General features: G+C 61.3%; 24 protein-coding genes. 9 read left to right on the plus strand and 15 right to left on the minus strand.

Annotation, left to right across the window (positions count from 1 at the left end; translation table 11 throughout):
- Positions 1–17: 17 nt before the first annotated feature.
- The 3 genes from JJN09_RS09930 to JJN09_RS09940 all read right to left on the minus strand — a co-directional run bounded on the left by JJN09_RS09930 (position 18) and on the right by JJN09_RS09940 (position 1,576).
- Complete coding sequence (locus JJN09_RS09930; protein WP_074689145.1) at positions 18–185, minus strand: metallothionein; 168 nt, start codon at positions 183–185, stop codon at positions 18–20.
- 442 nt (positions 186–627) lie between these two features.
- On the minus strand, positions 628–1,083 hold the full coding sequence (locus JJN09_RS09935) for a DMT family transporter (protein ID WP_249489962.1): 456 nt from the start codon (positions 1,081–1,083) through the stop codon (positions 628–630).
- Between the two features lie 4 nt (positions 1,084–1,087).
- Positions 1,088–1,576 carry a DMT family transporter gene (locus tag JJN09_RS09940; protein WP_249489963.1) on the minus strand — a complete coding sequence of 163 codons (489 nt, stop codon included), beginning with the start codon at positions 1,574–1,576 and terminating at the stop codon, positions 1,088–1,090.
- A gap of 111 nt (positions 1,577–1,687) precedes the next feature.
- Here JJN09_RS09940 and JJN09_RS09945 point away from each other — a divergent pair, with 111 nt between their 5' ends.
- Positions 1,688–2,623 carry a LysR family transcriptional regulator gene (locus tag JJN09_RS09945; RefSeq protein ID WP_249489964.1) on the plus strand — a complete coding sequence of 312 codons (936 nt, stop codon included), beginning with the start codon at positions 1,688–1,690 and terminating at the stop codon, positions 2,621–2,623.
- Positions 2,624–2,867: 244 nt separating this feature from the next.
- Here the strand turns inward: JJN09_RS09945 and JJN09_RS09950 are convergent, their stop codons facing one another.
- Entirely contained in the window at positions 2,868–4,550 is a 1,683-nt protein-coding gene (locus JJN09_RS09950) for a methyl-accepting chemotaxis protein (protein WP_249489965.1), read from the minus strand.
- Between the two features lie 122 nt (positions 4,551–4,672).
- Positions 4,673–5,992: a Na+/H+ antiporter family protein gene (locus tag JJN09_RS09955; protein ID WP_249489966.1), complete on the minus strand. Its 1,320-nt coding sequence runs from the start codon at positions 5,990–5,992 to the stop codon at positions 4,673–4,675.
- A gap of 314 nt (positions 5,993–6,306) precedes the next feature.
- Here JJN09_RS09955 and JJN09_RS09960 point away from each other — a divergent pair, with 314 nt between their 5' ends.
- Positions 6,307–8,454 carry a methyl-accepting chemotaxis protein gene (locus JJN09_RS09960; RefSeq protein WP_249489967.1) on the plus strand — a complete coding sequence of 716 codons (2,148 nt, stop codon included), beginning with the start codon at positions 6,307–6,309 and terminating at the stop codon, positions 8,452–8,454.
- Between the two features lie 245 nt (positions 8,455–8,699).
- Here the strand turns inward: JJN09_RS09960 and JJN09_RS09965 are convergent, their stop codons facing one another.
- From JJN09_RS09965 to JJN09_RS09980, 4 genes are read right to left on the minus strand one after another with little or no spacing between them, the layout of a single operon-like run.
- On the minus strand, positions 8,700–10,013 hold the full coding sequence (locus JJN09_RS09965) for a sensor histidine kinase (protein WP_249489968.1): 1,314 nt from the start codon (positions 10,011–10,013) through the stop codon (positions 8,700–8,702).
- A complete protein-coding gene (locus JJN09_RS09970) occupies positions 10,010–10,678 on the minus strand; it encodes a response regulator transcription factor (protein ID WP_249489969.1) in 669 nt (222 codons plus the stop codon). Before JJN09_RS09970 ends, JJN09_RS09965 begins: the two co-directional genes overlap by 4 nt.
- Positions 10,679–10,681: 3 nt before the next feature.
- On the minus strand, positions 10,682–10,993 hold the full coding sequence (locus tag JJN09_RS09975; protein ID WP_249489970.1) for a PepSY domain-containing protein: 312 nt from the start codon (positions 10,991–10,993) through the stop codon (positions 10,682–10,684).
- Positions 10,993–11,301 carry a PepSY domain-containing protein gene (locus tag JJN09_RS09980; RefSeq protein WP_249489971.1) on the minus strand — a complete coding sequence of 103 codons (309 nt, stop codon included), beginning with the start codon at positions 11,299–11,301 and terminating at the stop codon, positions 10,993–10,995. Before JJN09_RS09980 ends, JJN09_RS09975 begins: the two co-directional genes overlap by 1 nt.
- A gap of 145 nt (positions 11,302–11,446) precedes the next feature.
- On the opposite strand from JJN09_RS09980, the gene JJN09_RS09985 reads away from it, so the two are divergent.
- The 6 genes from JJN09_RS09985 (at position 11,447) to JJN09_RS10010 (ending at position 17,335) form a co-directional block, all read left to right on the plus strand.
- Positions 11,447–12,526 carry a patatin-like phospholipase family protein gene (locus tag JJN09_RS09985; protein WP_249489972.1) on the plus strand — a complete coding sequence of 360 codons (1,080 nt, stop codon included), beginning with the start codon at positions 11,447–11,449 and terminating at the stop codon, positions 12,524–12,526.
- 86 nt (positions 12,527–12,612) lie between these two features.
- Entirely contained in the window at positions 12,613–12,969 is a 357-nt protein-coding gene (queD, locus tag JJN09_RS09990; protein ID WP_007955941.1) for a 6-carboxytetrahydropterin synthase QueD, read from the plus strand.
- Between the two features lie 84 nt (positions 12,970–13,053).
- Positions 13,054–13,866 carry an alpha/beta fold hydrolase gene (locus JJN09_RS09995; RefSeq protein WP_249489973.1) on the plus strand — a complete coding sequence of 271 codons (813 nt, stop codon included), beginning with the start codon at positions 13,054–13,056 and terminating at the stop codon, positions 13,864–13,866.
- Between the two features lie 177 nt (positions 13,867–14,043).
- On the plus strand, positions 14,044–15,315 hold the full coding sequence (codB, locus tag JJN09_RS10000; protein WP_249489974.1) for a cytosine permease: 1,272 nt from the start codon (positions 14,044–14,046) through the stop codon (positions 15,313–15,315).
- 13 nt (positions 15,316–15,328) lie between these two features.
- Positions 15,329–16,564: a cytosine deaminase gene (gene codA, locus JJN09_RS10005; protein ID WP_127798933.1), complete on the plus strand. Its 1,236-nt coding sequence runs from the start codon at positions 15,329–15,331 to the stop codon at positions 16,562–16,564.
- A 114-nt stretch (positions 16,565–16,678) separates the two neighbouring features.
- Positions 16,679–17,335 (plus strand): carboxymuconolactone decarboxylase family protein, encoded by a 657-nt coding sequence (locus JJN09_RS10010; RefSeq protein ID WP_249489975.1) that lies wholly within the window; start codon positions 16,679–16,681, stop codon positions 17,333–17,335.
- Between the two features lie 154 nt (positions 17,336–17,489).
- Here JJN09_RS10010 and JJN09_RS10015 read toward each other — a convergent pair whose 3' ends face one another.
- On the minus strand, positions 17,490–18,482 hold the full coding sequence (locus JJN09_RS10015) for a diaminopimelate epimerase (RefSeq protein ID WP_249489976.1): 993 nt from the start codon (positions 18,480–18,482) through the stop codon (positions 17,490–17,492).
- Between the two features lie 136 nt (positions 18,483–18,618).
- Between JJN09_RS10015 and JJN09_RS10020 the strand changes: the two genes are divergently transcribed.
- The gene (locus JJN09_RS10020; protein ID WP_249489977.1) at positions 18,619–19,770 is read left to right on the plus strand and encodes an MFS transporter; all 1,152 of its coding nucleotides are present in this window, start codon (positions 18,619–18,621) and stop codon (positions 19,768–19,770) included.
- Between the two features lie 44 nt (positions 19,771–19,814).
- Here the strand turns inward: JJN09_RS10020 and JJN09_RS10025 are convergent, their stop codons facing one another.
- From JJN09_RS10025 to JJN09_RS10045, 5 genes are all read right to left on the minus strand, one after another.
- Positions 19,815–22,238, minus strand: a complete 2,424-nt coding sequence (locus JJN09_RS10025) for a TonB-dependent receptor (RefSeq protein ID WP_249489978.1) — start codon at positions 22,236–22,238, stop codon at positions 19,815–19,817.
- Positions 22,239–22,336: 98 nt separating this feature from the next.
- Entirely contained in the window at positions 22,337–23,320 is a 984-nt protein-coding gene (locus JJN09_RS10030; RefSeq protein WP_249489979.1) for a FecR family protein, read from the minus strand.
- 40 nt (positions 23,321–23,360) lie between these two features.
- Positions 23,361–23,861, minus strand: coding sequence for a sigma-70 family RNA polymerase sigma factor (locus JJN09_RS10035; protein WP_045121794.1), 501 nt, complete (start codon positions 23,859–23,861; stop codon positions 23,361–23,363).
- A 99-nt stretch (positions 23,862–23,960) separates the two neighbouring features.
- Positions 23,961–25,013: a hypothetical protein gene (locus tag JJN09_RS10040; protein WP_249489980.1), complete on the minus strand. Its 1,053-nt coding sequence runs from the start codon at positions 25,011–25,013 to the stop codon at positions 23,961–23,963.
- Positions 25,010–25,435 (minus strand): ACT domain-containing protein, encoded by a 426-nt coding sequence (locus JJN09_RS10045; RefSeq protein ID WP_249489981.1) that lies wholly within the window; start codon positions 25,433–25,435, stop codon positions 25,010–25,012. Before JJN09_RS10045 ends, JJN09_RS10040 begins: the two co-directional genes overlap by 4 nt.
- Positions 25,436–25,497: the final 62 nt, after the last annotated feature.

Below are 25,497 nucleotides of genomic sequence, written 5' to 3' on the forward strand. Positions count from 1 at the left end.
CTTTTTCATGCAGCCCGTTATTTCGGGTGCGCGCACTGGCAACCCTTGCCGGAACACTCCTCGCCACTTTTATGGTGGTGCGCACAGGCCTCACAGCAATAATGCTTACCGTGCGCCACATAAGAATGCTCACCCTCCTTGATCGTGCAACGACATCCCGGACAATCGCATTTTCTATCTGCCATGGAACAGACTCCTTTGGTGATGGTTGTCTGAGGCTGAAAGAACAAGCCGTGCTACCAGTGTAGAAGGTGAAAAGCACCCAACAACCCAACAACCAGACCCCTCACTCCCCCACCACTCACCACTCACCACTCACCACGATGAGCGTTAGCTCGAGAAACGCTTTTGCCGTGCCGGCCCCATCGGAAGGCTGAGTGAAGGGATTTATCCGGGGGTAGGCGCGTAGCGCCGTGCGGCGAAGCCGCATACATCGAGAGGAGGTGCAGCGAAGCAAACCGGAGGCGATGCCCCCGGATGAATCCCGTAACGAAGGAACCCCGAGCCCCAGCGAGGGGCCGAACGCCGGGGCCCAGACCTTTTGGTTCCTTTTGGGGCGTTTGCCAAAAGGGACTCGCCGTAAGGGCGAAACCGCCAGCGGGCGCCCCCGCAGGAACGGATATGTACTCAATCAACCTGACGCACGCTGCTGCGATACATGAACACTAACGCCAACCCCAAACATCCCATCGCCAAAACCCGACTAGAAGACAACTCAATAGCGGGATTCCCCAACCACCCAAAATTATCAATCAACATCCCCATCCCCAACTGCCCGACAATCACCGCCACCGTCGCCACAGCAGTCCCCACCCGAGGCACCGCCCCCACCATCACCATCATATAAACCACCCCAAACAGCGCCCCACTCAACTGCCACTTAGGCACCTCCAGCAAACTCACCGCCTGCGCAGGCTCAAAAAACAAAATCAACAACCCCGTAGAAATTGCCCCCACCACAAACGTCAACAAACTACTGCGCAACACCCCAACGGTCTCCCCCAACCGCCCATTGATCGCCGCCTGAACACTCAACACCGCACCGGCCAACACCACCACCGCCAACAAAATAACCAGACTCATCACATCACCCCCGCGCAATCAAAACCAAAGCAGCCACAATCAACCCCAATGCCAGCCAACGCTCGCCGTTGACCTTCTTGCGCGTAGCACCAAACCAACCGAAATGGTCAATCAGCACACTCTTGCCAACCTGCCCCGACAAAATCGCAATCATCGTCATCGCAATCCCGATATGCGGCGTCGCCAGCGTCAGCACCACCACATACATCGGCCCCAGAAACCCGCCGATCAACTGCCAGCGCGGCAGATCCGTCAGAGCCGGCCCCTTCTGCGGCCCCGCAAACAACAACAGCAAAAACAGAATCGCCGACCCAACCCCGAAGATGCTCAAGGTCGCCCACAAATGCCCGACCTGCTCACCCAGCGGCCCGAGCAACCCGGCCTCCACCGACAAACCCATGCCGGCCAGAATCACCAGCGGCAACAGCAACAAACGCAAACCGGACCGGGCGACCGGGGCCGGCGCGGCACTGACTTCATCAAACGACTGCATCTACAAAAACCTCTGAAGGAACGATGGCGCGGATTATCGGCTGGCACAGCTGTGCGATAAATGGGAGCATCCGGACAACACTTTTGCGCAACTCGCACAGTAGGACACATGATGCACGGGCTCAACGAACTGGGATTCAAGGCGCTAAGGCTGTTTGTGGCAGTGCTCGATCACGGCAGTTTTTCCGAAGTCGCCCGCCGCGAGGGCGTGGCGCCCTCCTCGATTTCCCGGCAGATCCAGTTGATGGAACAGGCGCTGAACCAGCAATTGCTTTACCGCCACACCCGTGCGGTCACGCCAACCGAAGCCGGGCGCATGCTCGGCCACCACGCGCGGCTGGTGTTGGTACAGCTGGAGGAAGCCGAACAGGCGTTGCAGGAACAGCAAAGCGAACCGACCGGTCTGGTGCGAATCAACGCCCCGGTGGTGTTCGGCCAGCGCCACCTGACGCCGTGGCTGGGCCGTTTGTGCGAGCGCTATCCGAAGCTGCAACTGGACATTCAGCAGACCGACCACTACATCGATCCGCTACAGGAAGGCGCCGACCTGTTGTTCCGCATCGGCCCGCTGCACGACTCGAGCATGCAGGCACGGATTCTGGCGCCGCACCGCTTTCAGGTCGCGGCCAGCCCGGCGTATCTCCAGCGTTTCGGCACGCCGCAGCATCCCGAAGAGCTTGCCCGCCACCAGTGTCTGGCCTACAAGGGCGCGACCGGCCAGCAGCGCTGGTTTTTCCGTCAGGATCAGGGTGAGTGGACGCCGTATTCGGTCAAAGGCCCGATCACCGGCAACCATGCGGACACCCTGACCCAGGCCGCCGAACAGGGTTTGGGGCTAGTGATGTTTCCGTCATGGCTGATCGGCGAGGCGGTGCGTGAGGGCACGCTGGTGCCGGTGTTGAGGGAGTATCAGGTGTCGAACAGTGTCGAGCCACAGCAGATTTCGGTGTTGTGGCCGGGGAGTCGGCGGTTGTCGGTGAAGGTGCGGACGGTGATTGATTTCTTTGTTGAGTGTTTTGGGGAGGTGCCGTATTGGGATCGCCCCTGAAGATCAAAAGCCAGCCCTCACCCTAACCCTCCCGAAACGTCTGACCGCCCGGAGGGAGAGGGAACTGACCGAGGTGTCTTACGCTATACGCCGACCTGAACGACCGAGTCGATTATGGATTCAACACCGATCGTTCACGTCGGCGTACCTCTCCAATATCCCCCAATCGGTCCCCTCTCCCTCCGGGCGGTCCGACGTTTCGGGAGGGCTAGGGTGAGGGCCCGCTTGAGGATTCACACAAATATCAAATACGGAACTGCCCAACCAGCTTACCCAACCGCTGCCCCAGATCCGCCAGACTCCGCGAAGTCTGCGCCCCCAACTGTGTCTCATCCGCCACGTTATCCACCGCCACCGCGATCTGATGCACACTGCGGTTGATCTCTTCGGCCACGGCCGTCTGCTCTTCAGCGGCACTGGCAATCTGCGCATTCATCGAGTTGATGGTTGCGATCAGATTTGCCATGGCATCCAGCGACGCCCCCGCCTGATTGGCCTGAGCCGACGTCCCATCACCCGCCTCGCTGGAACGGCGCATCGCTTCAACCGCCGACTGCGTACCCGCCTGCAGGCGATCAATCATCCCCTGGATTTCCTGAGTGCTGATCTGTGTGCGCGAAGCCAGCGCCCGCACTTCATCCGCCACCACTGCAAACCCGCGCCCGGCCTCGCCGGCCCGTGCCGCTTCAATCGCGGCGTTGAGTGCAAGCAAGTTGGTCTGTTCGGCAATCGAACGAATCACCCCGAGCACGCCGACAATCGACGACACGTCCTGTTGCAGGCTATCGAGGGACACGCCGCTGCTGCGGATGTCGTCCACCAGCGCATGAATCTGCTTGATGCTGCCGGCCACCACGCGCTTGGCGGTCTGGCCTTCTTCGTCGGTTTGCTGCGCGGCAACGGCGGCGCTCTGTGCGCTCTTGGCGACTTCTTGCGCGGCGGCGGACATTTCGTTGATCGCCGTGGCGACCTGATCGGTCTCGTGGCGCTGACGCTCCATGGCCTGGTCGGAACGCTGGGCCTGATCCGACACTTGGGTCACCAAGCCAGTCAGTTGCGAAGTCATCTCGGTGATCTGCCGCACCAGGCCGTGGATCTTGTCGACAAAGCGGTTGAACGAGCCGGCCAGTTCACCGAGTTCGTCCTGGCTGGTGATGGTCAGGCGCCGGGTCAGGTCGCCCTCGCCTGCCGCGATGTCATCGAGGTTGGCTTTCATCAGGGTCAGCGGCCGCAGAATGGTATTGGCCAGCAGCAGCCCCGCCACCGCGATCACCAGCAACACGATCACCGCCACGCCGACGATGCTCAGCACCACGCCTTCCATACGATCCTGCACCTGGGCCTGAACCAGCGCCACTTGCGCTTCGATGCCGTCGAGGTTGACCGACGTACCGAACGCCATGTCCCACTTCGGCAGGTATTCGGTGTAACCGAGTTTCGGCACCAGCACCTGCGCGTTACCCGGCAGCGGCGAGCTGTATTGCAGGTAGTGAGTGCCGTCCTTCGCCACTTTTACCAGGTCGCGGTTGACGTAGACGCCGTTCGGGTCGCGATTGTCCTTGAAGCTTTTGCCCACGCCTTCGGGGTCGGTGGATTTGAACAGGCGCACGGTCTCGGAGTCGTAGCCGAAGAAGTAGCCGTCCTTGCCGTACTTGATGCTCGACAACAGTTTGATCACCTGCGCCCGCGCCTCGGCGTCACCGGGGGCGGCGGCGTCGTACAGCGGTTTGATAGTGGTCATGGCCACGGCGACATAACTGGCCAGGGTGGCCTTGGCGTCACCGAGCAGGCGTTCGCGGGTCTGTTCGACTTCCTTGTGCGCCTGTTCCTGGAGAATGAACAGGGTGGTCAGGCTGATCACCAGCGCAAAGAGCAAGACCGGGAGGACGGCAAGGGACAGGACTTTAGCCTTGAGACTCAGGCGCATGGGTGCTCACTCTTTTGGTTTTATTGGCGTGGTTAAAGGCGTTAACGGCACGCGAAAGCAAAAGTTGAGCTGAGGTCTAACCAGATCGTTACCACGGAGCAGTAACGATCCGGCTCGGTAGGTTACAAGACCATTGCGGCCACCCAGCCAGCCGCCAGCAACGGCAGGTTGTAGTGCAGGAAGGTCGGCACCACGGTGTCCCAGATGTGGTGATGCTGGCCATCGATGTTCAGGCCGGAGGTCGGGCCGAGGGTCGAGTCCGAGGCTGGCGAGCCGGTGTCGCCAAGAGCCCCGGCAGTGCCGACGATGCAGACGATCGCCATCGGGCTGAAGCCGAGCTGTACGCACAGCGGTACGAAAATTGCCGCCAGAATCGGCACCGTGGAGAACGACGAACCGATACCGATGGTCACCATCAGCCCCACCAGCAGCATCAGCAGCGCACCAATCGCCTGGCTGTGATCGATCTGCGCCGCTGCGCTTTCAACCAGCGTGCGCACCTCGCCGGTAGCCTTCAGCACTTCGGCAAAGCCCGAGGCGGCGATCATGATGAAGCCGATCATCGCCATCATCTTCATGCCTTCGGTGAACAGCCCGTCAGTCTCGCGCCACTTGACGATGCCCGACGCCGAGAAGATCAGGAAGCCGGCCAGCGCCCCGATAATCATCGAATCCAGCAGCAACTGAATAATGAACGCTGCGGCGATGGCCAGACCGGCGATACCGATCGTCATCGGGTTATAGGCGACGCTGACCTGCTCCACTTGCTCGATCTTTTCCAGGTCGTAGACACGCTTCTTGCGATAGCTGAAGAACACCGCCATCAACAGACCGAACACCATGCCAGCCGCCGGGATGGCCATGGCGTGCATGACGTTGACCTGGCTGATGTCCACGCCAGCCTTGCTGACGTTGGCCAGCAGGATCTGGTTAAGGAAGATGTTGCCGAAGCCGACCGGAAACACCATGTACGGCGTGATCAGGCCGAAGGTCATGACGCAGGCGATCAGCCGGCGATCCAGTTGCAGCTTGGTCAGTACATAGAGAAGCGGCGGCACCAGCAACGGAATGAACGCGATGTGGATCGGCAGGATGTTCTGCGAAGCAATCGCCACCACCCACAACAGACCGATCAGCAGCCATTTGACGCTGCCGCCCCCGGTCGCATGCTGACGGTCGACCATCGCCAGAGCCTTGTCGGCCAGCGCATGGGCCAGGCCGGACTTGGCAATCGCCACCGCGAAAGCACCGAGCAACGCGTAGGACAACGCCACCGTCGCACCGCCGCCCAGACCACTGTTGAACGCCTTGAGCGTGGCGTCGATGCCCAGGCCGCCGGTCAGGCCACCGACCAGTGCACCGACGATCAACGCGATCACCACATGCACACGGGACAGGCTGAGGATCAGCATGACGCCGACCGCAGCAATCACTGCATTCATTTCACTACCTCAAAAACACGACGGTAAAGCCATTCACCGCCAGACAGGATGAGTCCGTCCGGCAAGCCACGAGGGTCGCCAGCGGATTTGCATAGAGGGTCTTATTAGAAGGGCGCGCACTGTGCCGCAGAGCGGGCGCAGTGTCAAAGCGACCGGTCGCGACACTGTGTAACTTTCCATGATCAAACTGCTGAAGATGGCATATCCGCCACAACGTGCGTCAATTCGCCATATTGCATTTGCACCATAAAGAAAGTCGAAACGCGGCCGTTACAGTGCAAAGTCTCAGATATTTATCGAATAAGGACGTCTCCATGTCGCTCAGACAACTTTCCATCCAATGGAAAATCACCCTGCTCGCCGGCCTCTGCCTGGCCGGTATCGTGACCCTGTTGGTGGGTCTTTCGCTGTATCGCATGGAGCACAGTTCTGAACTGGTCAAAGCCTCCAGCATGGAGATGCTCACCGAATCGGCCCAGGCTCGCATCGAATCCCAAGGCGAAGTTCAAGCGGCGGGCATTCGCCAGCAGTTCATGGACGCCTATCAATATGGCCATGGTTTTTCGCGTCAGGTGCTGTTCCTGCGCGAGCAGGCCGAGAAACGTTTCCTCGATGCCTTTGACCTGCGCGAAGACATGACCCGTCAGGTGAAATCCGCGTTGCAAGCCAACCCGGAGTTGCTCGGTCTGTCGCTGGTGTTCGAAGCCAACGCGCTGGATGGCAAGGACGAACTGTTCGCCGGCCAGGCCGAACTGGGCAGCAACGACAAGGGCCGCTTCGCCCTGTACTGGTCGCAGCCGACCCCGGGTAAAGTCACTTCGATGGCACTGCCGGAAAGCGACATGGCCGACACCAGCACCGGCCCCAGCGGCCAGGCCGCCAACGCCTGGTTCACCTGCCCGCGCACCACGCTCAAGCCGTGCGTGATCGAACCGTACTTTTATGTGATCGACGGGCAAAAGGTGCTGATGACCAGCATCGTGTTCCCGCTGATGGTCAACGGCAAAGTCATCGCCTCGCTGTCGGTGGACATCAACCTCAACAGCCTGCAAGCAATCAGCCAGGGCGCCAGCAAAAAGCTCTATGACGGCCAGACCGCCGTAAGCATCATCAGCCCTGCCGGCCTGCTCGCCGGTTACAGCCCGGACGCCAGTAAACTCAGCCAGCGCCTCGACGCGGTGGACACCACCAGCGGCGCCGAACTGCTGCGCCTGCTCGCGTCGAGCCACACCGTCAGCAGCCTGCACAGCAATGCGCAGCTGAAAGTGCTGTCGCCGTTCCAGCCGATTCCCGGTGGCCCGTCGTGGGGCGTGCTGCTCGATGTGCCGGAGAAAGTGCTGGTGAGTCGCGCCGAAGCGCTCAAGCAACAACTGGATGCCAGCAACACCTCGGGCACGCTGATCGAACTGAGCCTGGGCGTACTCGCCGCGCTGGTCGGCCTGCTGCTGGTGTGGCTGATGGCACGCAGCGTGACCAAACCGATCCTCGGCGTAGCCCACATGCTGGAAGACATCGCCAGCGGCGAAGGCGACCTGACCCGTCGTCTGGCCTATGACAAGAAAGACGAACTCGGTCAGTTGGCCGGTTGGTTCAACCGCTTCCTCGACAAGCTGCAACCGATCATCGCCGAAGTGAAACGCTCGGTGCAGGACGCGCGCAACACCGCTGACCAATCCTCGGCCATCGCCACCCAGACAAGCGCCGGCATGGAGCAGCAATACCGTCAGGTCGATCAGGTCGCCACCGCGTCCCACGAAATGAGCGCCACCGCCCAGGACGTGGCCCGCAGCGCCGCGCAAGCGGCCGAAGCGGCCAAGGATGCCGATCGCGCTACCCGTCAGGGCCTGACCGTGATCGACCGTACCACCGCCAGCATCGACCACCTCGCCGCCGACATGAGCGCGGCGATGATCCAGGTCGAAGGCCTGGCCGCCAACAGCGAGAAAATCGGTGCGGTGCTGGAAACCATCCGCGCCATCGCCGAGCAGACCAACCTGCTGGCGCTCAACGCCGCCATCGAAGCCGCTCGCGCCGGTGAAGCCGGACGTGGCTTTGCGGTGGTGGCCGATGAAGTACGCAACCTCGCCCGCCGCACCCAGGAATCGGTGGAAGAAACCCGTCAGGTGATCGAGCAACTGCAAAGTGGCACGCAGGACGTGGTCGGTTCGATGGGCAACAGCCATCGTCAGGCTCAGGGCAGTGTCGAACAGGTCGGCCAGGCCGTGACCGCGCTACGCCAGATCGGCGATGCGGTGACGGTGATCAGCGACATGAACCTGCAGATTGCCAGCGCCGCTGAAGAACAGAGCGCGGTGGCCGAAGAGATCAACAACAACGTGGCGACGATCCGTGATGTGACGGAATCGCTGTCGGGGCAGGCGAATGAATCGGCGCGGGTGAGTCAGTCGCTTAACAGTCTGGCGAATCAGCAGCAGAGTTTGATGGATCAGTTCCGGGTTTGACTCGAGGTTGCTGAAGATCAAAAGCTTACCCCCTCATCGGAACGCCGCCCGCCCATCCCTCCCGAAACGTCGGACCGCCCCCAAGGGGGCGAGGGGGAAAGGGAGCAGATCTCCAAGGTGTTCAAAACCTGAGTTCGACTCAGGACGTTCAGGTCGATGTATCTCAAAAGAACAACTCGGTCAGTCCCCTCTCCCTCCGGGAGAGGGGTAGGCGGGCGGCGTTCCGATGAGGGCGCTCTTGAAGCTCACCGCCGAGGCAACTGAATCTCCACCCTCAACCCACCCCACTCACTCTCCCCCAACACCAAACCCCCACCCCAAGTCTCAACAATATCCCGCACAATCCCCAGCCCCAACCCATGCCCATGGGTCTGCTCATCCAGCCTCGTCCCCCGACTGAACACCTGATCACGCTGCGCCTCGGGAATCCCCGGCCCATCATCCTCCACGCTCAGCACAAAACCTTCAGCCGTCTCGACCACACTCAACCGCACCTCGGCATCCGCCCATTTGCAGGCGTTGTCCAGCAGGTTGCCGAGCAATTCCAGCAAGTCTTCACGGTCCCACGGCAATTGCAGCCCGGTCGGCGCGACGTAGCTCAACGAAAGGTGCTCGCCATGGATCATGTTCAGCGTCGCCAGCAGCCCCGGCAGTTCCGCATCGCAATCGAACAGCGCCCCCGGCAACGCATCGCCGGAGAGTCGCGCACGATTAAGCTCACGATTCAGCCGCTGCTGAACCTGCGCCAGTTGTTCCTTGAGGATCTTGCGCAACTCGGGATGGGCATCGAGCTTCTCGTTCGAGGCCAGGCTCAGCAGCACTGCCAGCGGAGTTTTCAGCGCGTGCCCGAGGTTGCCCAGGGCATTGCGCGAACGCTTGAGGCTGTCTTCGGTGTGAGCCAGCAAATGGTTGATCTGCGCCACAAGCGGTTCCAGTTCTGCCGGCACCTGTTCATCGAGTTGTGAACGCTGGCCCTGTTGCAACTGGGCGATTTGCTCGCGAGCCTTTTCCAATGGACGCAAGGCACGTTGCACGGTCAGCCGTTGCAGGATGAGGATCAGCAGCAGCCCGGCCAACCCGAGCCCCAACCCGACCTGACGCATGCGCTGGAAGCTCTCGCGCACCGGCGTGTAATCCTGGGCCACGCTGATCGAGATCGACTGGCCGAGCCGCTTGTAGTCCGAGCGCAGCACCAGCAGTTGTTGCCCGTCCGGCCCCAGTTGCAGGTTGCTGTGCAGGCCCGGCTGTTCCAGCAGCGGCAATTCCTGATCCCACAACGAGCGGGAGCGCCAGTGACTGTCGGCGAAATCGATGCGGAAGTAATGCCCGGAAAACGGCCGCTGATAGGCCGGCGACAAGTGTCGTTCGTCCAGCTGCAAGCCTTGCGGGCCGCGCACCAGCGCCACCAGCAGACTCTCGCTGTCGTTGCGCAGACCGGCCTCGAGATAACGCTGCAGGCCCACTTCGAACAACCAAAGGCTGGTTTGCGCCAGCACCAGGCCGACGATCACCATCACGCTGATCAGACCCAGGCTCAAGCGGCGCTGGATCGATCTCACGAAGCTTGTCCGCCGAACAGATAACCCTGACCACGACGGGTTTCGATCACGCTTTTGCCGAGTTTGCGCCGCAGATGGTTGACGTGGACTTCAAGCACATTGGAGTCGCGCTCGGTTTCACCGTCGTAGAGGTGTTCGGCGAGATGGCTTTTGGAAAGAATCTGCTCCGGGTGGAGCATGAAGTAACGCAGCAGGCGGAACTCGGCGGCGGTCAGTTGAATGTCGGCGCCGTCACGCACGACACACTGGCGGCCCTCGTCCAGATGCAGCCCGGCCGATTTGAGCGTTGGCTGGTTGGCCTGCCCCTTGGAGCGGCGCAGCAGCGATTGAATGCGCAAATGCAACTCTTCCGGGTGGAAGGGTTTGGTCAGGTAATCGTCGGCACCAGCCTTCAGGCCTTCGATGCGTTCGGCCCAGGAGTCCCGGGCAGTGAGGATCAACACCGGCGTCGCCAACCCTTCGGCGCGCCATTGCCCCAACACTTCAAGGCCCGGCACACCTGGCAAACCAAGGTCGAGAACGATCAGGTCGTACGGCTCGCTACGGCCCTGATAAACCGCGTCGCGTCCGTCCGCCAGCCAGTCCACGGCATAACCCTGGCGTTGCAGGCCGGCGATCAACTCATCGGCCAGAGGAACGTGGTCTTCCACCAGAAGCAAACGCATCGGTCAATCTTCCTTGTCTTTCAGTAAGCGGCCGGTGGCCGCCTCAAGATGGAGCTCGCGCGTGACACCGTCGACAGTCAGCAACTCGACTTCGTAAATGTAGACGTCGTGTTTTTCTTCCAGCTCGACTTCCAGCAATTTCGCACCGGGGTAGCGATCCAGCGCGTTATGCAGCACTTGCTCCAGCGGTAGAATCACCCCCTGCTGACGCAGACGCAGGGCCTCGTCCTGATCGAGGTCGCGGGCCACCACCGCCGAGCAGACAATCAAAAGCGCCAACGCAGTTCGACTGGCGGCGCGAGCATTAAGCTTCATTACGTATCCTGATGATCCTTGAGCACTTGCCCGCTGACAGCGTCCAATTCCAGATCCCATTCCAGCCCCTGCGGATCACGCAGATCGACCTGGTAGAGGTACTTGCCGTACTTCTCCTCCAGCTCGGTGTCGGTAATGGTGGAACCCGGATGCCTGGCCAGCGCCGTGGCATTGAGCTTCTCGAAGGACACGATAGTACCAGCGTCGCGCAGACGCAGGGCTTCGTCCGGGCCAAGATCGCGGGCATGGGCGAGGCTGGCGCACAGACCGATGAACGAGGCGAGGCTCAAGGCAGTCAGGGTTTTCATGGGGTCTCCGTGTTTGATGTGTCGCTAAGGTCGGCACCATAACGGTGCGAACTTAACTGAAACTGAATGGCCATCATCGGGCCCGTTTCTGCAGGGCCGGCAACATGTGTTTATAATTCTTCGCTTGCTAACGATCGAGACCGGTATGACAGCCATCCACATCAAGTTCCCTGCCCTCACCCTCAAGGCTGGCCCGCGTGCCATGGCGCGCATCCGCGCCCAGGGCCTGAACGCCGCCGACGTCGGCACCCTGCCCGGCGCTGCCGGTGGGCCGAAGGCGTTGGGGATTCAGGGGCTGGATCTGGCGTTGTTCGGCGAGTGGCTGCCGGCGGCTCCGCGCGAGCGTTCGCTGATCGGTGCGTCGGTGGGTTCCTGGCGGTTCGCCAGTGCCTGTTTGCCGGACGCCGCCGAAGGCATCCGTCGCCTCGGTCATCTGTACACCGAGCAGAACTTCAACAAAGGCGTGACCATCGGCGAAGTCAGCCGCAGTTCGCAGCGCATGCTAGATGACCTGCTCGACGGTCGCGATGCAGCATTGCTCGACAACGCTCATTACCGCTTGAACATCATGGTGGTCAAAAGTCACGGCGGGCTGGCGGACGACCATCGCGGCCGGCTCGGGCTGGCGCTGGGTTCAGTGATCGCCGACAACCTGCGGGGGCGTGCGCGGCTGTCGCGGCACTTCGAACGGCTGATCATCCATGACCCGCGCCTGGCGCCGCCGGTGCATGCGCTGAATGACTTCCCGTCGCGTTTCGTCGCCCTCGATGCCGGCAACCTGCGTCAGGCGCTGCTGGCCTCGGGTTCGATCCCGATGGTCATGGAAGGCGTGCGCGACCTGCCGGGCGCGGGTGCCGGCACCTTCCGCGATGGCGGTCTGCTGGACTATCACCTCGACCTGCCCTACAACGGCGACGGCATCGTGCTCTATCCGCACTTCAGCGACCGGGTGATTCCCGGCTGGTTCGACAAGACCCTGCCGTGGCGCAAAGCCTCGGTCGAACGCTTGCAGGACGTGCTGTTGCTCGCGCCGTCCAAGGAATACCTGGCGCGCCTGCCCTACGGCAAACTGCCCGACCGAAACGACTTCAAACGCTTCATGGGCGATGCGCCGAGCCGGCAGAAATACTGGCGCGCGGCGATGGACGAAAGTCGACGGCTGGGTGACGAGTTTCTTGAACTGGCTGCCAATGGTCGCCTCGCCGAGCGCTTGCTGACCCTTTAGTCAGCACAGCCTTGGACAAGCTGGTAAACTCGCCGCCTGCCCGAATTCGCTGCGGCGAACGCCATCTGAACAGAGCTGAAATCACTGTGGAAATCTTCAAGGAATTTACGTTCGAATCCGCCCACCGCCTGCCCCACGTACCGGATGGCCACAAGTGCGGACGCCTGCACGGTCACTCGTTCAAAGTGGCGATTCACCTGAGCGGCGACCTCGACCCGCACACTGGCTGGATCCGTGATTTCTCCGAGATCAAGGCGATTTTCAAGCCGCTGTACGAGCGTCTGGACCACAACTACCTGAACGACATTCCGGGCCTTGAGAACCCGACCAGCGAAGTGCTGGCCAAATTCATCTGGAATGAGTTGAAGCCTCTGCTGCCGGAACTCAGTGCGATCCGCATCCACGAGACCTGCACCAGCGGCTGCATCTATCGCGGCGAGTAAGTCCAGCGACACAAAAAACCACCGAGACCGGTGGTTTTTTTACGCCTATGCTTTTTGGCTCGAACCCGCCAAGAGGACAGGCCCATGACGGACTGGCTGCTGGATCAGGTCTTTGATTTCAACGGGCGACAGATTCGCCACGGGGTGCGCGGCGACGGCCCGCCGCTGGTGTTCGTGCATGGCACGCCCTTCTCTTCTTACGTGTGGCACCGCATCGCGCCGCATTTTTTCGCCAGCCATCGGGTGCATTACTTCGACCTGCTAGGCTACGGGCGGTCCGAGCAACCGGACGCCGATGTCTCCCTCGGCGTGCAAAACGAATTGCTCGCGCAACTGCTGGATCACTGGGGCCTGCAACGCCCGGACGTGGTCGCCCACGACTTCGGCGGCGCCACCGCCCTGCGCGCGCATCTGCTCAACGGCAAGGATTACCGCAGCCTGACGCTGATCGACCCGGTGGCGCTGACACCCTGGGGTTCGCCGTTCGTGCAGCACGTGCGCCAGCATGAAGCGGCGTTCAGCGGCCTGCCCGATTACATCCAGCGCGCCATTGTCCCGGCCTATATTCGCGGGGCGATCCACCGGGATATCCCTGATGATGAACTGGCGCCCTACGTGCAGCCGTGGCTCGGCGATCCGGGGCAAGCGGCGTTCTACCGGCAGATCGCGCAGATGGACCAGCGCTACACACTGGAAGCGCAGCCGCTATACCCGACGATTCGCTGCCCTGTGCAGATTCTCTGGGGCGAAGAGGATCAATGGATTCCCATCGAACGCGGCCGGGCCTTGCATCAGATGATCCCCGGGTCGCAGTTTCACCCGATACCGAATGCCGGGCATCTGGTGCAGGAAGATGCGCCTGAAGCCATCGTTGCAGCACTGCTGCGGTTCCTCTGATCGAATCCCATGACCTCGTGGGGGGGCGCCCTGCTCCCCCATGGTTCGGTTCGGCGCCAAATGCACCGCTTTCGCGCCGATCATCCGTGTCTCGTCTATAAATACCCGCAACATCGCGTTTGGCACGACCACTGCAACATCCCCCGCGTCCTCCCCTTTCCAGCAAGGAACGCCCCCATGACGCAGAACGATCCCGGCAACGATTACCCCCTAAGTGAAGTCCCGATGCACGCGCGCAAAGGCCTGGCCTCGACGGCGATGGTGCTGCTGGGCTTCACCTTCTTCACCGCGACCATGTTTGCCGGCGGCAAACTCGGCGTGGCGTTCAACTTCGGCGAAATGCTCGCCGTGATTGTGATCGGTAACCTGCTGCTCGGCGTGTACGCCGCAGGTCTCGGTTACATCGCCTTCAAGAGCGGGCTGAATTCGGTGCTGATGGGGCGCTTCTGTTTTGGTGAAGTCGGCAGCAAGCTCAGCGACCTGATCCTCGGGTTCACCCAGATCGGCTGGTACGCCTGGGGCACCGCGACGGCGGCGGTGGTGCTCGGCAAGTATTTCGACCTGAACGAAGGCACGGTGCTGGGGCTGATGGTGCTGTTCGGCCTGGTGTTCTGCGCCACGGCGTATGTCGGTTATCGCGGGCTGGAGATTCTGTCGTACATCGCCGTACCGGCAATGATGTTGCTGTTGATGCTGTCGATGTGGGTCGCGACGGTGAAAGTCGGCGGCCTCGACGGCTTGCTCAGCGTCATGCCCAGCGGTTCGCTGGACTGGTCGACCGCCATCACGCTGGTGTTCGGCACCTTCGTCAGCGGCGCGACCCAGGCCACCAACTGGACGCGTTTTTCCCGCTCGGCACGGGTCGCGGTGCTGGCCAGCCTGATCGGTTTTTTCATCGGCAACGGCCTGATGGTGTTGATCGGCGCTTACGGCGCGATCGTCTATCAACAACCTGACGTGGTCGAAGTGCTGCTGTTGCAGGGCTTCGCCATGGCGGCGATGGCGATGCTGTTGCTGAACATCTGGAGCACCCAGGACAACACCATCTACAACTTCGCCGTCGCCGGCTGCAACCTGCTGCGCACCGGGCGCCGCAAGACCGTGACCCTGGCCGGTGCCGTGATCGGCACGGCACTCGCACTGCTCGGCATGTACGACATGCTGGTGCCTTACCTGATTCTGCTCGGCACGGTGATTCCGCCGATTGGCGGCGTGATCATGGCGGACTTTTTCTTCCGCTGGCGCGGTCAATATCCACGGCTGGCCGACGCACGGTTACCGGCGTTCAACTGGCCGGGGCTCGCGGCTTACGCGGCCGGAACCGTCGCCGCGTTCGGTTCGCCGTGGGTCGCGCCGCTGGTCGGGATCGCCGTTGCCGCGTTAACGTATATCGCAGTGACCGGCCTGCTCGGCGCCCGCAACGCGGCCGCCCCTCTACAAGATCTATAAAAGGATTCGCCCGATGCACATCATCAACGCCCGACTGCGCAACCAGGAAGGTCTGCACGAGTTGCACCTCGAAGACGGCCTGATCCGCAGCATCGCGCGCCAGACCGAAGCACCGACCCTGGGCCCCGACGACCTGGACGCCGGCGGCAATCTGGTGGTGCCACCCTTCGTCGAGCCGCACATTCACCTCGACGCCACCCTGACCGCCGGCGAGCCGCGCTGGAACATGAGCGGCACGCTGTTCGAAGGCATCGAATGCTGGGGCGAGCGCAAGGTCACCATCACCCAGGAAGACACCAAAACCCGGGCGAAAAAGACCATTCAGACCCTCGCCGCCCACGGCATCCAGCATGTGCGCACCCACGTCGACGTCACCGATCCGCAGCTCACTGCGCTCAAGGCGATGCTCGAAGTGCGCGAGGAAAGCCGTCACCTGATCGACCTGCAAATCGTCGCGTTCCCCCAGGAAGGTATCGAGTCATTCCGCAATGGCCGCGAGCTGATGGAAGAAGCGATCCGCATGGGCGCGGACGTGGTTGGCGGGATTCCACATTTCGAATACACCCGCGATCAGGGCGTCAGCTCGGTGAAGTTCCTGATGGACCTGGCCGAGCGCACCGGTTGCCTGGTGGACGTGCACTGCGACGAAACCGACGACCCGCACTCGCGCTTCCTCGAAGTGCTGGCCGAAGAGGCCCGCAGTCGCGACATGGGCGCCCTCGTGACCGCCAGCCACACCACCGCGATGGGCTCCTACGACAACGCCTACTGCGCCAAACTGTTCCGCCTGCTCGGGCATTCGGGGATCAGTTTTGTCTCCTGCCCGACCGAGAGCATTCACCTGCAAGGCCGCTTCGACAACTTCCCGAAACGCCGGGGCGTGACCCGCGTCAACGAGCTGCTCGAAGCCGGGATGAACGTCTGTTTTGGTCAGGATTCGATTGTCGATCCGTGGTATCCGCTGGGCAACGGCAACATCCTGCGGGTACTCGAGGCGGGGCTGCACATTTGCCACATGCTCGGTTACCGCAACCTGCAAAGCGCACTGGATCTGGTCACCGACAACAGCGCCAAAGCCATGCACCTTGGTGAGCGCTATGGTCTGGAACAGGGACGCCCGGCGAACCTGCTGATCCTGTCGGCGGACAGCGATTATGAAGTGATCCGCAGCCAGGGCCTGCCGCTGTATTCGATCCGCAACGGCAAGGTGCTGATGAAGCGGCAGATGCCGGTGGTGGAGTTCGTCTAAGGTGTAGAAGTCGGCGTCGCAACGGCGCCGACTTCTTTCGATGGACGCCCTGTCATGCCGTAGTTCGCGCGTAGTTGCTCCGCTGCCATCCTCATTAATGCATGAGGACGCGACATGAATCGTAAAGCTGCTTCCGACCCCATGGCCACGCTGTACCGCGAAGGCCGCCATACGTTTATCGATCTGGTGCCCGATGGCGGCGCCAGACTCGATGCCTTGTTTCATACCGTTCCCGCGTTGGGCGAACTGGCCGTCGGCGTAGTCTACGGGCATTTGCACTCGCGTCCCGGCCTAGATCCACGATTGCGCGAGGCAGTGTCATTTGCCGCCATTGTGGCGTCGGGCATGGTGGGGCCACCGCTGAGCGTACATCTCAAGACCGGGCTGGCATCGGGCCTGGCGCCCGGTGAAATGACCGAAGTGCTGCTGCAAGCCTCGGCCTTTGCAGGCTTCCCGCGAGCCGTCAGCGCAGCGGAACAGCTCAACCATCTGTTCAACGAAGCAGGACTGGCGTCACCGCCGCCGCCCACGCCAAGAGACGTCGCACTGAAGTTTTGCGCAGCGGTTCGAGAAGGCCATTCACCCATTCCGCTCGGTGCTGCGGTGAAGCGCCAGTTACGCGAGGCGGACCGGTTGGCGATGCAAGCCTGCGCGGCGCAGGCGGTTATCGTCGAATGTCTCAAGCATTCAGAGACGACACCGCAAGCGCTCCTGTATTTGACGGTAGAAGCTGATGCCGTGGTTGCGGTGAAACTGTTCAAGGCTCAGTGAAACGTCGGAGTTTCACGGTTATGAACCGGGCCGGCTTTATCGCCAAACGATAGAGCCGCCCTGTCAGATCTGACAGGCGACAACCACAGCGAACCGGCTCACAGTGAAGTCCAAGGGATCCATCGTTCCCGGGGGGACGATCATGAAAGGGACTTCACCTTTTTGTCTGGTATGCGGTACCGAACAGACGCACGCCAGTCAGCTCACCGTTCTGTTCCTCCAGTAAAATCGGTGCCGTTCCGCCCGGCATCACCACCTGCACCTCTCCCGCCGACACCCAGCCCACCCGCCATGCTGCACTCGCCACCGCACTGGCGCTGGTGCCAGAGGACGCCGTCGGCCCTTCGCCCCGTTCGAACACCCGCGCGACGATGCGTTGATCGCCTGCGCGCATCGCCCATTGCAGATTGACTCCGGCCGGGCATGGCTGGCCGGCACCGACAGGTGTGGCGAAGGCGATTGCGGTCAGACTGTCCGTCAGCGGCGATTCAAGCATCTGCGCGTTGCTCGGCAATGCCGCTTCATCCTGCACCAGCGTCACGCAGTGGGGATTGCCGATGCGCACGAACTGGCTGTTCGTCCAGGCGTGATCGATTTGTACCAGTGGCTCGATGCGACTGACCTCAACACCCTTGAAAGACACTGGTTCAACGCCGAGCGCCCCGACGGCTGCCGGGCCGAAACCGGGTTGCCCGAGATCCAGCCAGAAGCCTTGAACACCAGCTACCTCGGCCGACTTGACCGTGGTCGGCGCGGGTGACGGCGCATCCTGTTTGTCGTGATGCACCTGCAGCGATGCGCCCTGCTCTGGCATCAGCCCCTGTTCAAGCAACGCCTGAGAGAAAATCGTCAAGCCGTTACCGCTGCGCTCGGCCAGCGTGCCGTCGGTATTGACGATCAGCAGATCGAAGGGCGGTGACGATTGAAACGGGCCGATCAGCAGGCCATCGCTGCGATGGTGTTTGGCGCCAGCGGGACGAATCGCGTCAGGCCATTGGCAAAAAGACTCTATGGTCTGCTCACTCCAGAGGGCTCTGGATAACGCCGCCTCTTGCGCGCTGGCCGGCAGATCGATGCCCGCCTCACGCACTTGCCTCGGAGAAACCACCCCGTAGATATTGCCCCGTGCATCGTAGAACTGCGTCATGAACAAGCCCTTGAATTCTCGTCGCCCAAAGACGTCACTGTAAAACGTAATCCCTGCCTGGGGCGAGCTGGCTCGCTCCCACTGCCTCACTGTGCAAGGATGTCCACTGCTGAAACGTTTTTTGCCAAGGATTCCCATGACCAGCCTCACGCCCAAAGACACTTTCGTCCCCGGACGCCTGCAACAGATGTCCACGCGCATCGCCTTCTTTATCGCCGGGCTCGGCATTGCCGCATGGGCACCGCTGGTGCCGTATGCCAAGGCGCGCGCCGGGCTCGATGAAGGGACATTGGGCCTGTTGCTGTTGTGCCTGGGTGTGGGCTCGATTCTGGCAATGCCGCTGGCGGGGATTCTGGCCACGCGGTTTGGCTGTCGGCGTGTGGCCACCGGTGGCACTTTGTTGATCTGCGCGGCATTGCCGTTGCTGGCGACGGTGTCGTCCATCCCGGCGTTGATCGCCACGCTGTTCATGTTCGGTGCCGGGCTCGGCACGGTGGATTCGACGGTGAACCTGCAAGCGGTGATCGTCGAACGGGCCAGCGGCAAGAACATGATGTCGGGGTTTCACGGCCTGTTCAGCCTCGGCGGGATCGTCGGCGCGGCGGGCGTCAGTGCCCTGCTCGGCCTCGGGCTGTCGCCATTGGCGGCGATGCTGGTGGTGGTCGTGGTGCTGATCGCGGCGCTGTTCAAGGCTGTGCCGCACATGTTGCCTTACGGCAGTGAAAGCTCGGGGCCTGCTTTCGCGGTGCCCCACGGCATCGTGCTGTTCATCGGCGGGATGTGCTTCATCGTGTTCCTCACCGAAGGCGCGGCGCTGGACTGGAGCGCGGTGTTTCTGGCGCAGGAACGCGGGATCGATACGGCGTATGCAGGGCTGGGTTACGCAGCGTTCGCATTGACAATGACGGTAGGCCGTTTGACCGGTGACCGGATCGTTCGCGCACTGGGTGCAACCCGGATCATTCTGTTTGGCGGTCTGCTGGCAGCGGCGGGTTTGTTTCTGGCGACGTTCGCCCCGAGCTGGGAAGCGGCGCTGATCGGCTATGCACTGGTCGGTGCCGGGTGTTCGAACATTGTGCCGGTGCTGTACACGGCGGTGGGCAAACAGACAGTGATGCCGGAAAGCATCGCGGTGCCGGCGATCACGACGCTGGGTTACGCGGGAATTCTGGCTGGGCCAGCGGTGATCGGGTTTGTCGCCCATGCCAGCAGCCTGAGTTTCGCCTTCGGGTTGATGGCAACATTGCTGGTGGCAGTGGCGATTGGCGGAAAAGCGCTCAAGGTCTGAGCCGGAGCGCTCCCGCGCATTGCGTGGGAGCGATTCGGGCAAGGTCAGAAGCCGACGCTGGCCTGCACGAAGAACGTACGCGGCGCGCCAACATACATCCCCGAGTTGTTGTCGCTGGAGCGGGTGAAGTACTGCTTGTCGAAGATGTTTTTCACCCCGGCGCCGAGCTTCAGGTTCGACAGCTGCGCACCGAAGTCATAACCGCCGCGCACGTTCCAGGTCACATAACCCGGGATGTCGCCGTACTGCCCGTCCGCCGTGCCTTCGGTGATGTAGTTGTTGCTGAAGCTGCCATCGGCATTCACGCCGGTGCCCGGCGAGCGCTGTTTGGACTGGGCGAAACCGTCGATGTTGTAGGTCCAGCGGTTGATGTCGTAACGCAGGCCGACAGTCGCCACCTGACGCGAATAGAACGGCAGGTCGCGGCCCTTGAAGCCCGGGATCTCGCCTTCGTATGTAGCGCGGGTGTAAGTGAAACCGGCGTTGGCGGTCAGGCCATCGAGACGCGGATCCAGCGCAGCCATGTCGTAATGCACCGACGCCTCGATACCCTGGTGCTTGGTGGCGCCGAGGTTGGTCCAGCCCACATCGTTACTGATGTATTGCAGTTCGTCATCGAAGTCGATGTAGAACAGCGTCACTTCACCGCCCCACACGTCATCGTTGTAGCGCGTGCCGATCTCGTAGGTCTTGGCCTTCTCCGGCTCCAGACCGTTGGCCGTCTGGTCACCCGAACCGCCCTGGCCGAGCTGGAAATACTGCAGGCTGCCGAACGAGGTTTCGTAGTTGGCGAACAGCTTCCATGCATCCGACAGGTGATACATCACGCTCAGCGCCGGCAGCGGTTCGTTGCTCTCGATGCTGCGGTTTTTCTCCGGCAGGCGCTTGCCGGCAGTGTCGAGAACGGCGCGGTCGTGCCAGTCGGTGTTGATGTGCTCGAAGCGCACACCCGGGGTGATCGTCCAGCTGCCGACGTCGATCTTGTTGTCGACGTAGACCGAGTTGGCCTCGGTGCCGCCCGTGCGATCCTGGAACACGTGGCCGTCGGACGACTTGGTCACTACGGGCTCATTGTTGACCAGCGCCAGACGGCTCGACTGCTCGTGCATGGCCTCTTTCAGATAGCGATAACCGACGCTGACTTCCTGAGTGGTCGGGCCGACATCGAATACCCGCGAGACGCGTGGCTCGAAGCCCAGCGTGTAGTAGGAACGCGGGTACGAGCTCAGGGTTTTCTGGTCGCGGGCGGCGATGGTGCTGCCACGGAAGCTGTCGGTGTAATAGGTCAGCACTTCGGCCTGGGTGCGCTCGTCGATCTGGCGAATCCACTTGAAGGACACGTCCTTGCGGCGGCCGCTGAAGTTGTCGTAGTCGCGCACCGAGTCGTACGGTTTGTCGTCGTACTGTTTCTGTGTCAGGCCGCCGGGCATGTCGGCGCTGGCGTCGTAGTAGTGGAAATTGAGGCTGAAATCGTCCTGATCGGTCGGCGCCCAGTGGGTCTTGAGCAGCACGTCGTCGATGTCGTTGCCGTTGTTGCGCTCGCGGTAACCGTTGCCGTTGACCCCGGAATACAACAGCGCCACGCCCATACCGTTGTCGGCGGTGCCGCCGAGGAATGCGGTGTCGATGTGTTTCCAACCGCCGTAGCGGGTGGTTTCCAGGGTGATGCCGATTTCACCGGTGGCTTTTTCCGGAATCGCACGGGTTACGAAGTTGATCACCCCACCGACGTTCTGTGGCCCATAGCGCACGGAACCGGCGCCGCGCACAACGTCGATGCTGTCGAGGTTGCCGGAGGAAATCGGTGCCATCGACAGTTGTGGCTGGCCGTACGGCGCGAACGCGGCCGGCACGCCATCGATCAACACGGTGGAGCGCGGCGACAGACGCGAAGTCAAACCACGCACGCCGACGTTCAACGAAATATCGCTGCCGCCGGTGCCGTTGGAGTCCTGCACTTGCACGCCCGGCACACGCTTGAGGACGTCGCTGACGCTCATCGCGCCCTGCTCGACCATGGCTTCGCGGCGAATCACCGTGCGCGCGCCGGGGTGGTTCTGCACCACGGCGGCATCGGCGTCGCCGAGCCAGTCACCGACCACTTTGATGTCGGTCACGCCCAGTTCCAGCGGGCCGTTGGCGGCTGCGGTCGGTGCTGGCGACAGGGTCACCGAGCCTTCGTTGATTTGATATTCCAAACCGCTGCCTTGCAGCAACTGACGCAGCGCGTCCTCCGGCGAGAGATTGCCATCGACGGCCGGGGCCAGTTTGCCGGCGACCAGGTCCGGGCTGAAAAACACCTGCAATGAAGTTTGCTGCCCCAGTTCACTCAGGGCCTGACCCAGCGGCTGTGCGCGGATGTGAATGGCTTCGGCGGCGAAGGCCATCGGCACGGCGGCGTTGACCGCCAGCGCAAGCGCTAGCGGCAACCAAGGGGATTTTTTGTTTTTGGCGGTGGAGTTTTTCACGTCGAACGGAGTCCTGTGGATCGCAAGAGTGTGCGGCTGTTAATGCAAACCAGTTGCAGTTGAACAGGAAGACGACGAACTCGAAAAAAACCTGAATTTTATTTTGAAATTATTTCCTGGCTGCCGTCGGCAAGGGTGCGCACGGCCACCGGAAGGATGCTCGGCAAGGCCTTGAGCAAGGCATCGGTGTTGTCGGATTTGAACACGCTGGTCAGGCGCAGACTGGCCACGGTCGGGTTGGCGACGGTCAGCGGCTTGTCGCGGTAACGGGATACTTCTTCGACGACTTCGCTGAGGCTAGCGTTGTTGAACACCAGTTTGCCGCTGCGCCACGCCGTCAGTTCCGCCGGGTTGACCGCATAGGCCTGCGCGACCACGCCTTGGGCGTCGATGTGAGTACCAAGGCCGGCCGTGAGGTTGATGAACACGTTGTCCGGCGCATGACGCCCCTGCACCTTGACCGTCCCCTGCTCTACCGCGACCCGGGTTTGTGTCACGTCGCGGCGCACATCGAAGCGAGTGCCGGTGACCGTGACCTTGCCGCTGCCGGCCTCGACCACGAACGGCCGCGAGGTATCGTGTTCGACGCTGAACATCGCTTCGCCTTCGGTCAGCTCGATGAGTCGCCGATCCTTCTCGAAACGCACCTGCAAGCGGCTGCGGCTGTTGAGATCGATCACCGAGCCGTCCGGCAGCGCGACATGCTTGCGTTCGCCCAGCGCCGTGGCGAATTCGGCGCTGTAACCCGCGGGGTGATTCAAGCCACTGAACAGACCGAGCCCAAGCGCCACAGCGACCACGCTGGCTGCCACGGCATAACGCAACAGCGGACGGGGTTCGCGACGGGCTGGCGGGGTTTCGCACAAGGCCTTGAGTCGTGGCGCCGGCAGCAGATCCGCCGCCGTCCACAAGCCTTGCAGTAACTGGAATTCGTCACGGTGCTGGGGATGTTCGTTCAGCCAGGCGTCGAAGTTCCGATATTGCTCGGCATCGACGGCTGGCTCCTGCAAACGCACAAACCAGCGTGCCGCGTCATCGCGCACCGTTGTTTGCCCGCACGCGCAATCACGAGTATCCATCATGGAATGTCCTGTTTGGCTGGGGATGAAAAGACGCCGCGGCTCATGATTGCGCCCCGTCCAGGCGATCACGCAGATGCCGCAGGGTGCGGATCATATACTTTTCCACCATGTTCTTGGACAGGCCCAGGCGTTCGGCGATTTCCGCCTGGGTCAGGCCTTCGATCTTCTGCCAGACGAAAATCCGCCGGCAGTTGACCGGCAACTCGGTGAGCGCCCGTTCGATGGAATCGGCCAGCTGGATCGCATGCATGTAATGCTCCGGATCGCCGGTCGGCGACTCACTGAGATCGATCGCCTCCGACTCCATGGCACCCCGCCGGTCCTCACGCCGATAGCCGTCCACCGCGATGTTGCGCGCCGTCTGATGCAAATACGCCCGGGGTTGCTGCACCGCCGACGAATCGGACTCGAGCACCCGCACAAAAGTGTCGTGCGCCAGGTCCTCGGCCTGCGAGCGATTGCGCAGGCGACGGGTCCAGGTGCCGATCAACTCTTCGTAATGCTCGAGAAAGCCGGGTCTGCGGGGCAGCATGGGGATCATTGCGGCGTGCTGAGGAAAGGGGTGTGAATGGTAATACTTCCCATTAATCCGAAGCAATGGATTCCTCGGAGCGCCGACGATGTGAATCATGAAGACTCATCATTGAAACGTTTCAGGCACTCCCCGGCATTGCGCATAGATCGCTTGTAGCTCAAAGGGCACAACCTGCTTGCCCAAAGGACCGGGCAACACACTCGACTTCCATTGATTGACCAGTGCGTCGCCATTGACGCTCGCCTCAAGGCACGCCAGACCCAGTGACTCCAGTTCCTGGTGGCAGGCACTGAATACATCTGTCATCGCGCGCAACTCGAAATCGAGTTTGCCAGTGACCTGATTAATGGACAGCGCTCCCGCCTCGCGTAACCTCACCCACAGGTAAGCACCGCCCCAGGCATCATTGTCACTGTTCAGATCCGCGTGCGACGTATTGGCGTCATAGCCTTTTCGGGCATACCAGAAAATACGATTCAAAAAGATGAACAGAGCAAGTTCCGGAAACTCTCTGGCGTTCTCGACAAGTTGTAAATCTGCCCAGAGTTCTCCAACGATGGCAAGATTCCCGCCGCTGACACGTAACGACTTGTCTTTCGACGGAACCACTCGCCACACACCCACCCGGTGACACATTTCATGCAACAGGGAATACAGACAGACGACCTCCTCCAAACAATCCGAAAAACGGGCTTCGAACAATTCATTTACATTATCCGAACCCACCAGTCGCAGTATCGGCGCATGCACTTGTTTAAAGATCCGCGTAGATACTTCTACCAGCTCAAAACCAAAAATATGCTGTTCTTCCTCACTACGCAGCCCGGCACCAAAAGGAAAATAAAGAAATACATTATTAAACAAGGCCGCTTCATCATCAGCATCGACAATACGCACTGGAAAGTGCTCTGGCCATTTCACTTTTTCACCAAAGTTGCAGCGTTGGGAAACTCTGGCAAGCAAGGTGTCGGCACTCAGTCGGCGAGCCAGCCACGCTTGCATCCGCTCTTCCAGATCCACGCGCCTGGCCAATGTCGCGCGTACATGAACATTCCGGTCTTTGGTGAAGCTGTATCGGCCGTCCAGAAACACCGGCTCCGCAGCGCGGATCTTATCGCCCAGTTGCGCCAGATCGTCTAATGAAAATACGCGGTTCACGGTCTACTCCTGGTCGGCCCGGCAGGCTGGATAACGGTATTGCCCGCAGCACTCAAGGCGCCGCAGGCCTGAGCCAGCGACTCATCCTTGATGAAAAACAAGTCCCCGGCGAAGGTCGAGATCGTCAACAGGCTGATACCTGCCCCGGCCAACACATGGCTGACAAAGGCAATCAAACCCACCACATCGGCCGGGTGCTCACTGACCACTTCAAGGCACCGCCAGGTGAGGCTCGCCTGATCGATTTCGCAGCCCGTGACTTGAAGATCACTTCTGCAAATCAGCGTATTTTCATTCGGCGCAATCGACAGGGACAGAACATCCGCGCTCGCGGACAGACAAGCGATATTCGGAATTCCTTTGAGCCTGTAAACCGAATACAGAGATTCATGCACTTTGAAAACCAATTCAAAACCGGCCATATCCTTCCACCACCAAGACACTCTCTGCACAACTTTATATGTTATGCAAAGGCATTGAGTTA

It is taken from the genome of Pseudomonas sp. HS6 (genome assembly GCF_023375815.1).
Lineage (GTDB): Bacteria > Pseudomonadota > Gammaproteobacteria > Pseudomonadales > Pseudomonadaceae > Aquipseudomonas.

Excerpts from the sequence above, each read along its gene's own strand:
- JJN09_RS09930 (WP_074689145.1), bottom strand. The coding sequence starts at position 185 with ATGGCAGATAGAAAATGCGATTGTCCGGGATGTCGTTGCACGATCAAG.
- JJN09_RS09935 (WP_249489962.1), bottom strand. The coding sequence starts at position 1,083 with ATGAGTCTGGTTATTTTGTTGGCGGTGGTGGTGTTGGCCGGTGCGGTG.
- JJN09_RS09940 (WP_249489963.1), bottom strand. The coding sequence starts at position 1,576 with ATGCAGTCGTTTGATGAAGTCAGTGCCGCGCCGGCCCCGGTCGCCCGG.
- JJN09_RS09945 (WP_249489964.1), top strand. The coding sequence starts at position 1,688 with ATGCACGGGCTCAACGAACTGGGATTCAAGGCGCTAAGGCTGTTTGTG.
- JJN09_RS09950 (WP_249489965.1), bottom strand. The coding sequence starts at position 4,550 with ATGCGCCTGAGTCTCAAGGCTAAAGTCCTGTCCCTTGCCGTCCTCCCG.
- JJN09_RS09955 (WP_249489966.1), bottom strand. The coding sequence starts at position 5,992 with ATGAATGCAGTGATTGCTGCGGTCGGCGTCATGCTGATCCTCAGCCTG.
- JJN09_RS09960 (WP_249489967.1), top strand. The coding sequence starts at position 6,307 with ATGTCGCTCAGACAACTTTCCATCCAATGGAAAATCACCCTGCTCGCC.
- JJN09_RS09970 (WP_249489969.1), bottom strand. The coding sequence starts at position 10,678 with ATGCGTTTGCTTCTGGTGGAAGACCACGTTCCTCTGGCCGATGAGTTG.
- JJN09_RS09975 (WP_249489970.1), bottom strand. The coding sequence starts at position 10,993 with ATGAAGCTTAATGCTCGCGCCGCCAGTCGAACTGCGTTGGCGCTTTTG.
- JJN09_RS09980 (WP_249489971.1), bottom strand. The coding sequence starts at position 11,301 with ATGAAAACCCTGACTGCCTTGAGCCTCGCCTCGTTCATCGGTCTGTGC.
- JJN09_RS09985 (WP_249489972.1), top strand. The coding sequence starts at position 11,447 with ATGACAGCCATCCACATCAAGTTCCCTGCCCTCACCCTCAAGGCTGGC.
- JJN09_RS09995 (WP_249489973.1), top strand. The coding sequence starts at position 13,054 with ATGACGGACTGGCTGCTGGATCAGGTCTTTGATTTCAACGGGCGACAG.
- codB (WP_249489974.1), top strand. The coding sequence starts at position 14,044 with ATGACGCAGAACGATCCCGGCAACGATTACCCCCTAAGTGAAGTCCCG.
- codA (WP_127798933.1), top strand. The coding sequence starts at position 15,329 with ATGCACATCATCAACGCCCGACTGCGCAACCAGGAAGGTCTGCACGAG.
- JJN09_RS10010 (WP_249489975.1), top strand. The coding sequence starts at position 16,679 with ATGAATCGTAAAGCTGCTTCCGACCCCATGGCCACGCTGTACCGCGAA.
- JJN09_RS10015 (WP_249489976.1), bottom strand. The coding sequence starts at position 18,482 with ATGACGCAGTTCTACGATGCACGGGGCAATATCTACGGGGTGGTTTCT.
- JJN09_RS10020 (WP_249489977.1), top strand. The coding sequence starts at position 18,619 with ATGACCAGCCTCACGCCCAAAGACACTTTCGTCCCCGGACGCCTGCAA.
- JJN09_RS10030 (WP_249489979.1), bottom strand. The coding sequence starts at position 23,320 with ATGATGGATACTCGTGATTGCGCGTGCGGGCAAACAACGGTGCGCGAT.
- JJN09_RS10035 (WP_045121794.1), bottom strand. The coding sequence starts at position 23,861 with ATGATCCCCATGCTGCCCCGCAGACCCGGCTTTCTCGAGCATTACGAA.
- JJN09_RS10045 (WP_249489981.1), bottom strand. The coding sequence starts at position 25,435 with ATGGCCGGTTTTGAATTGGTTTTCAAAGTGCATGAATCTCTGTATTCG.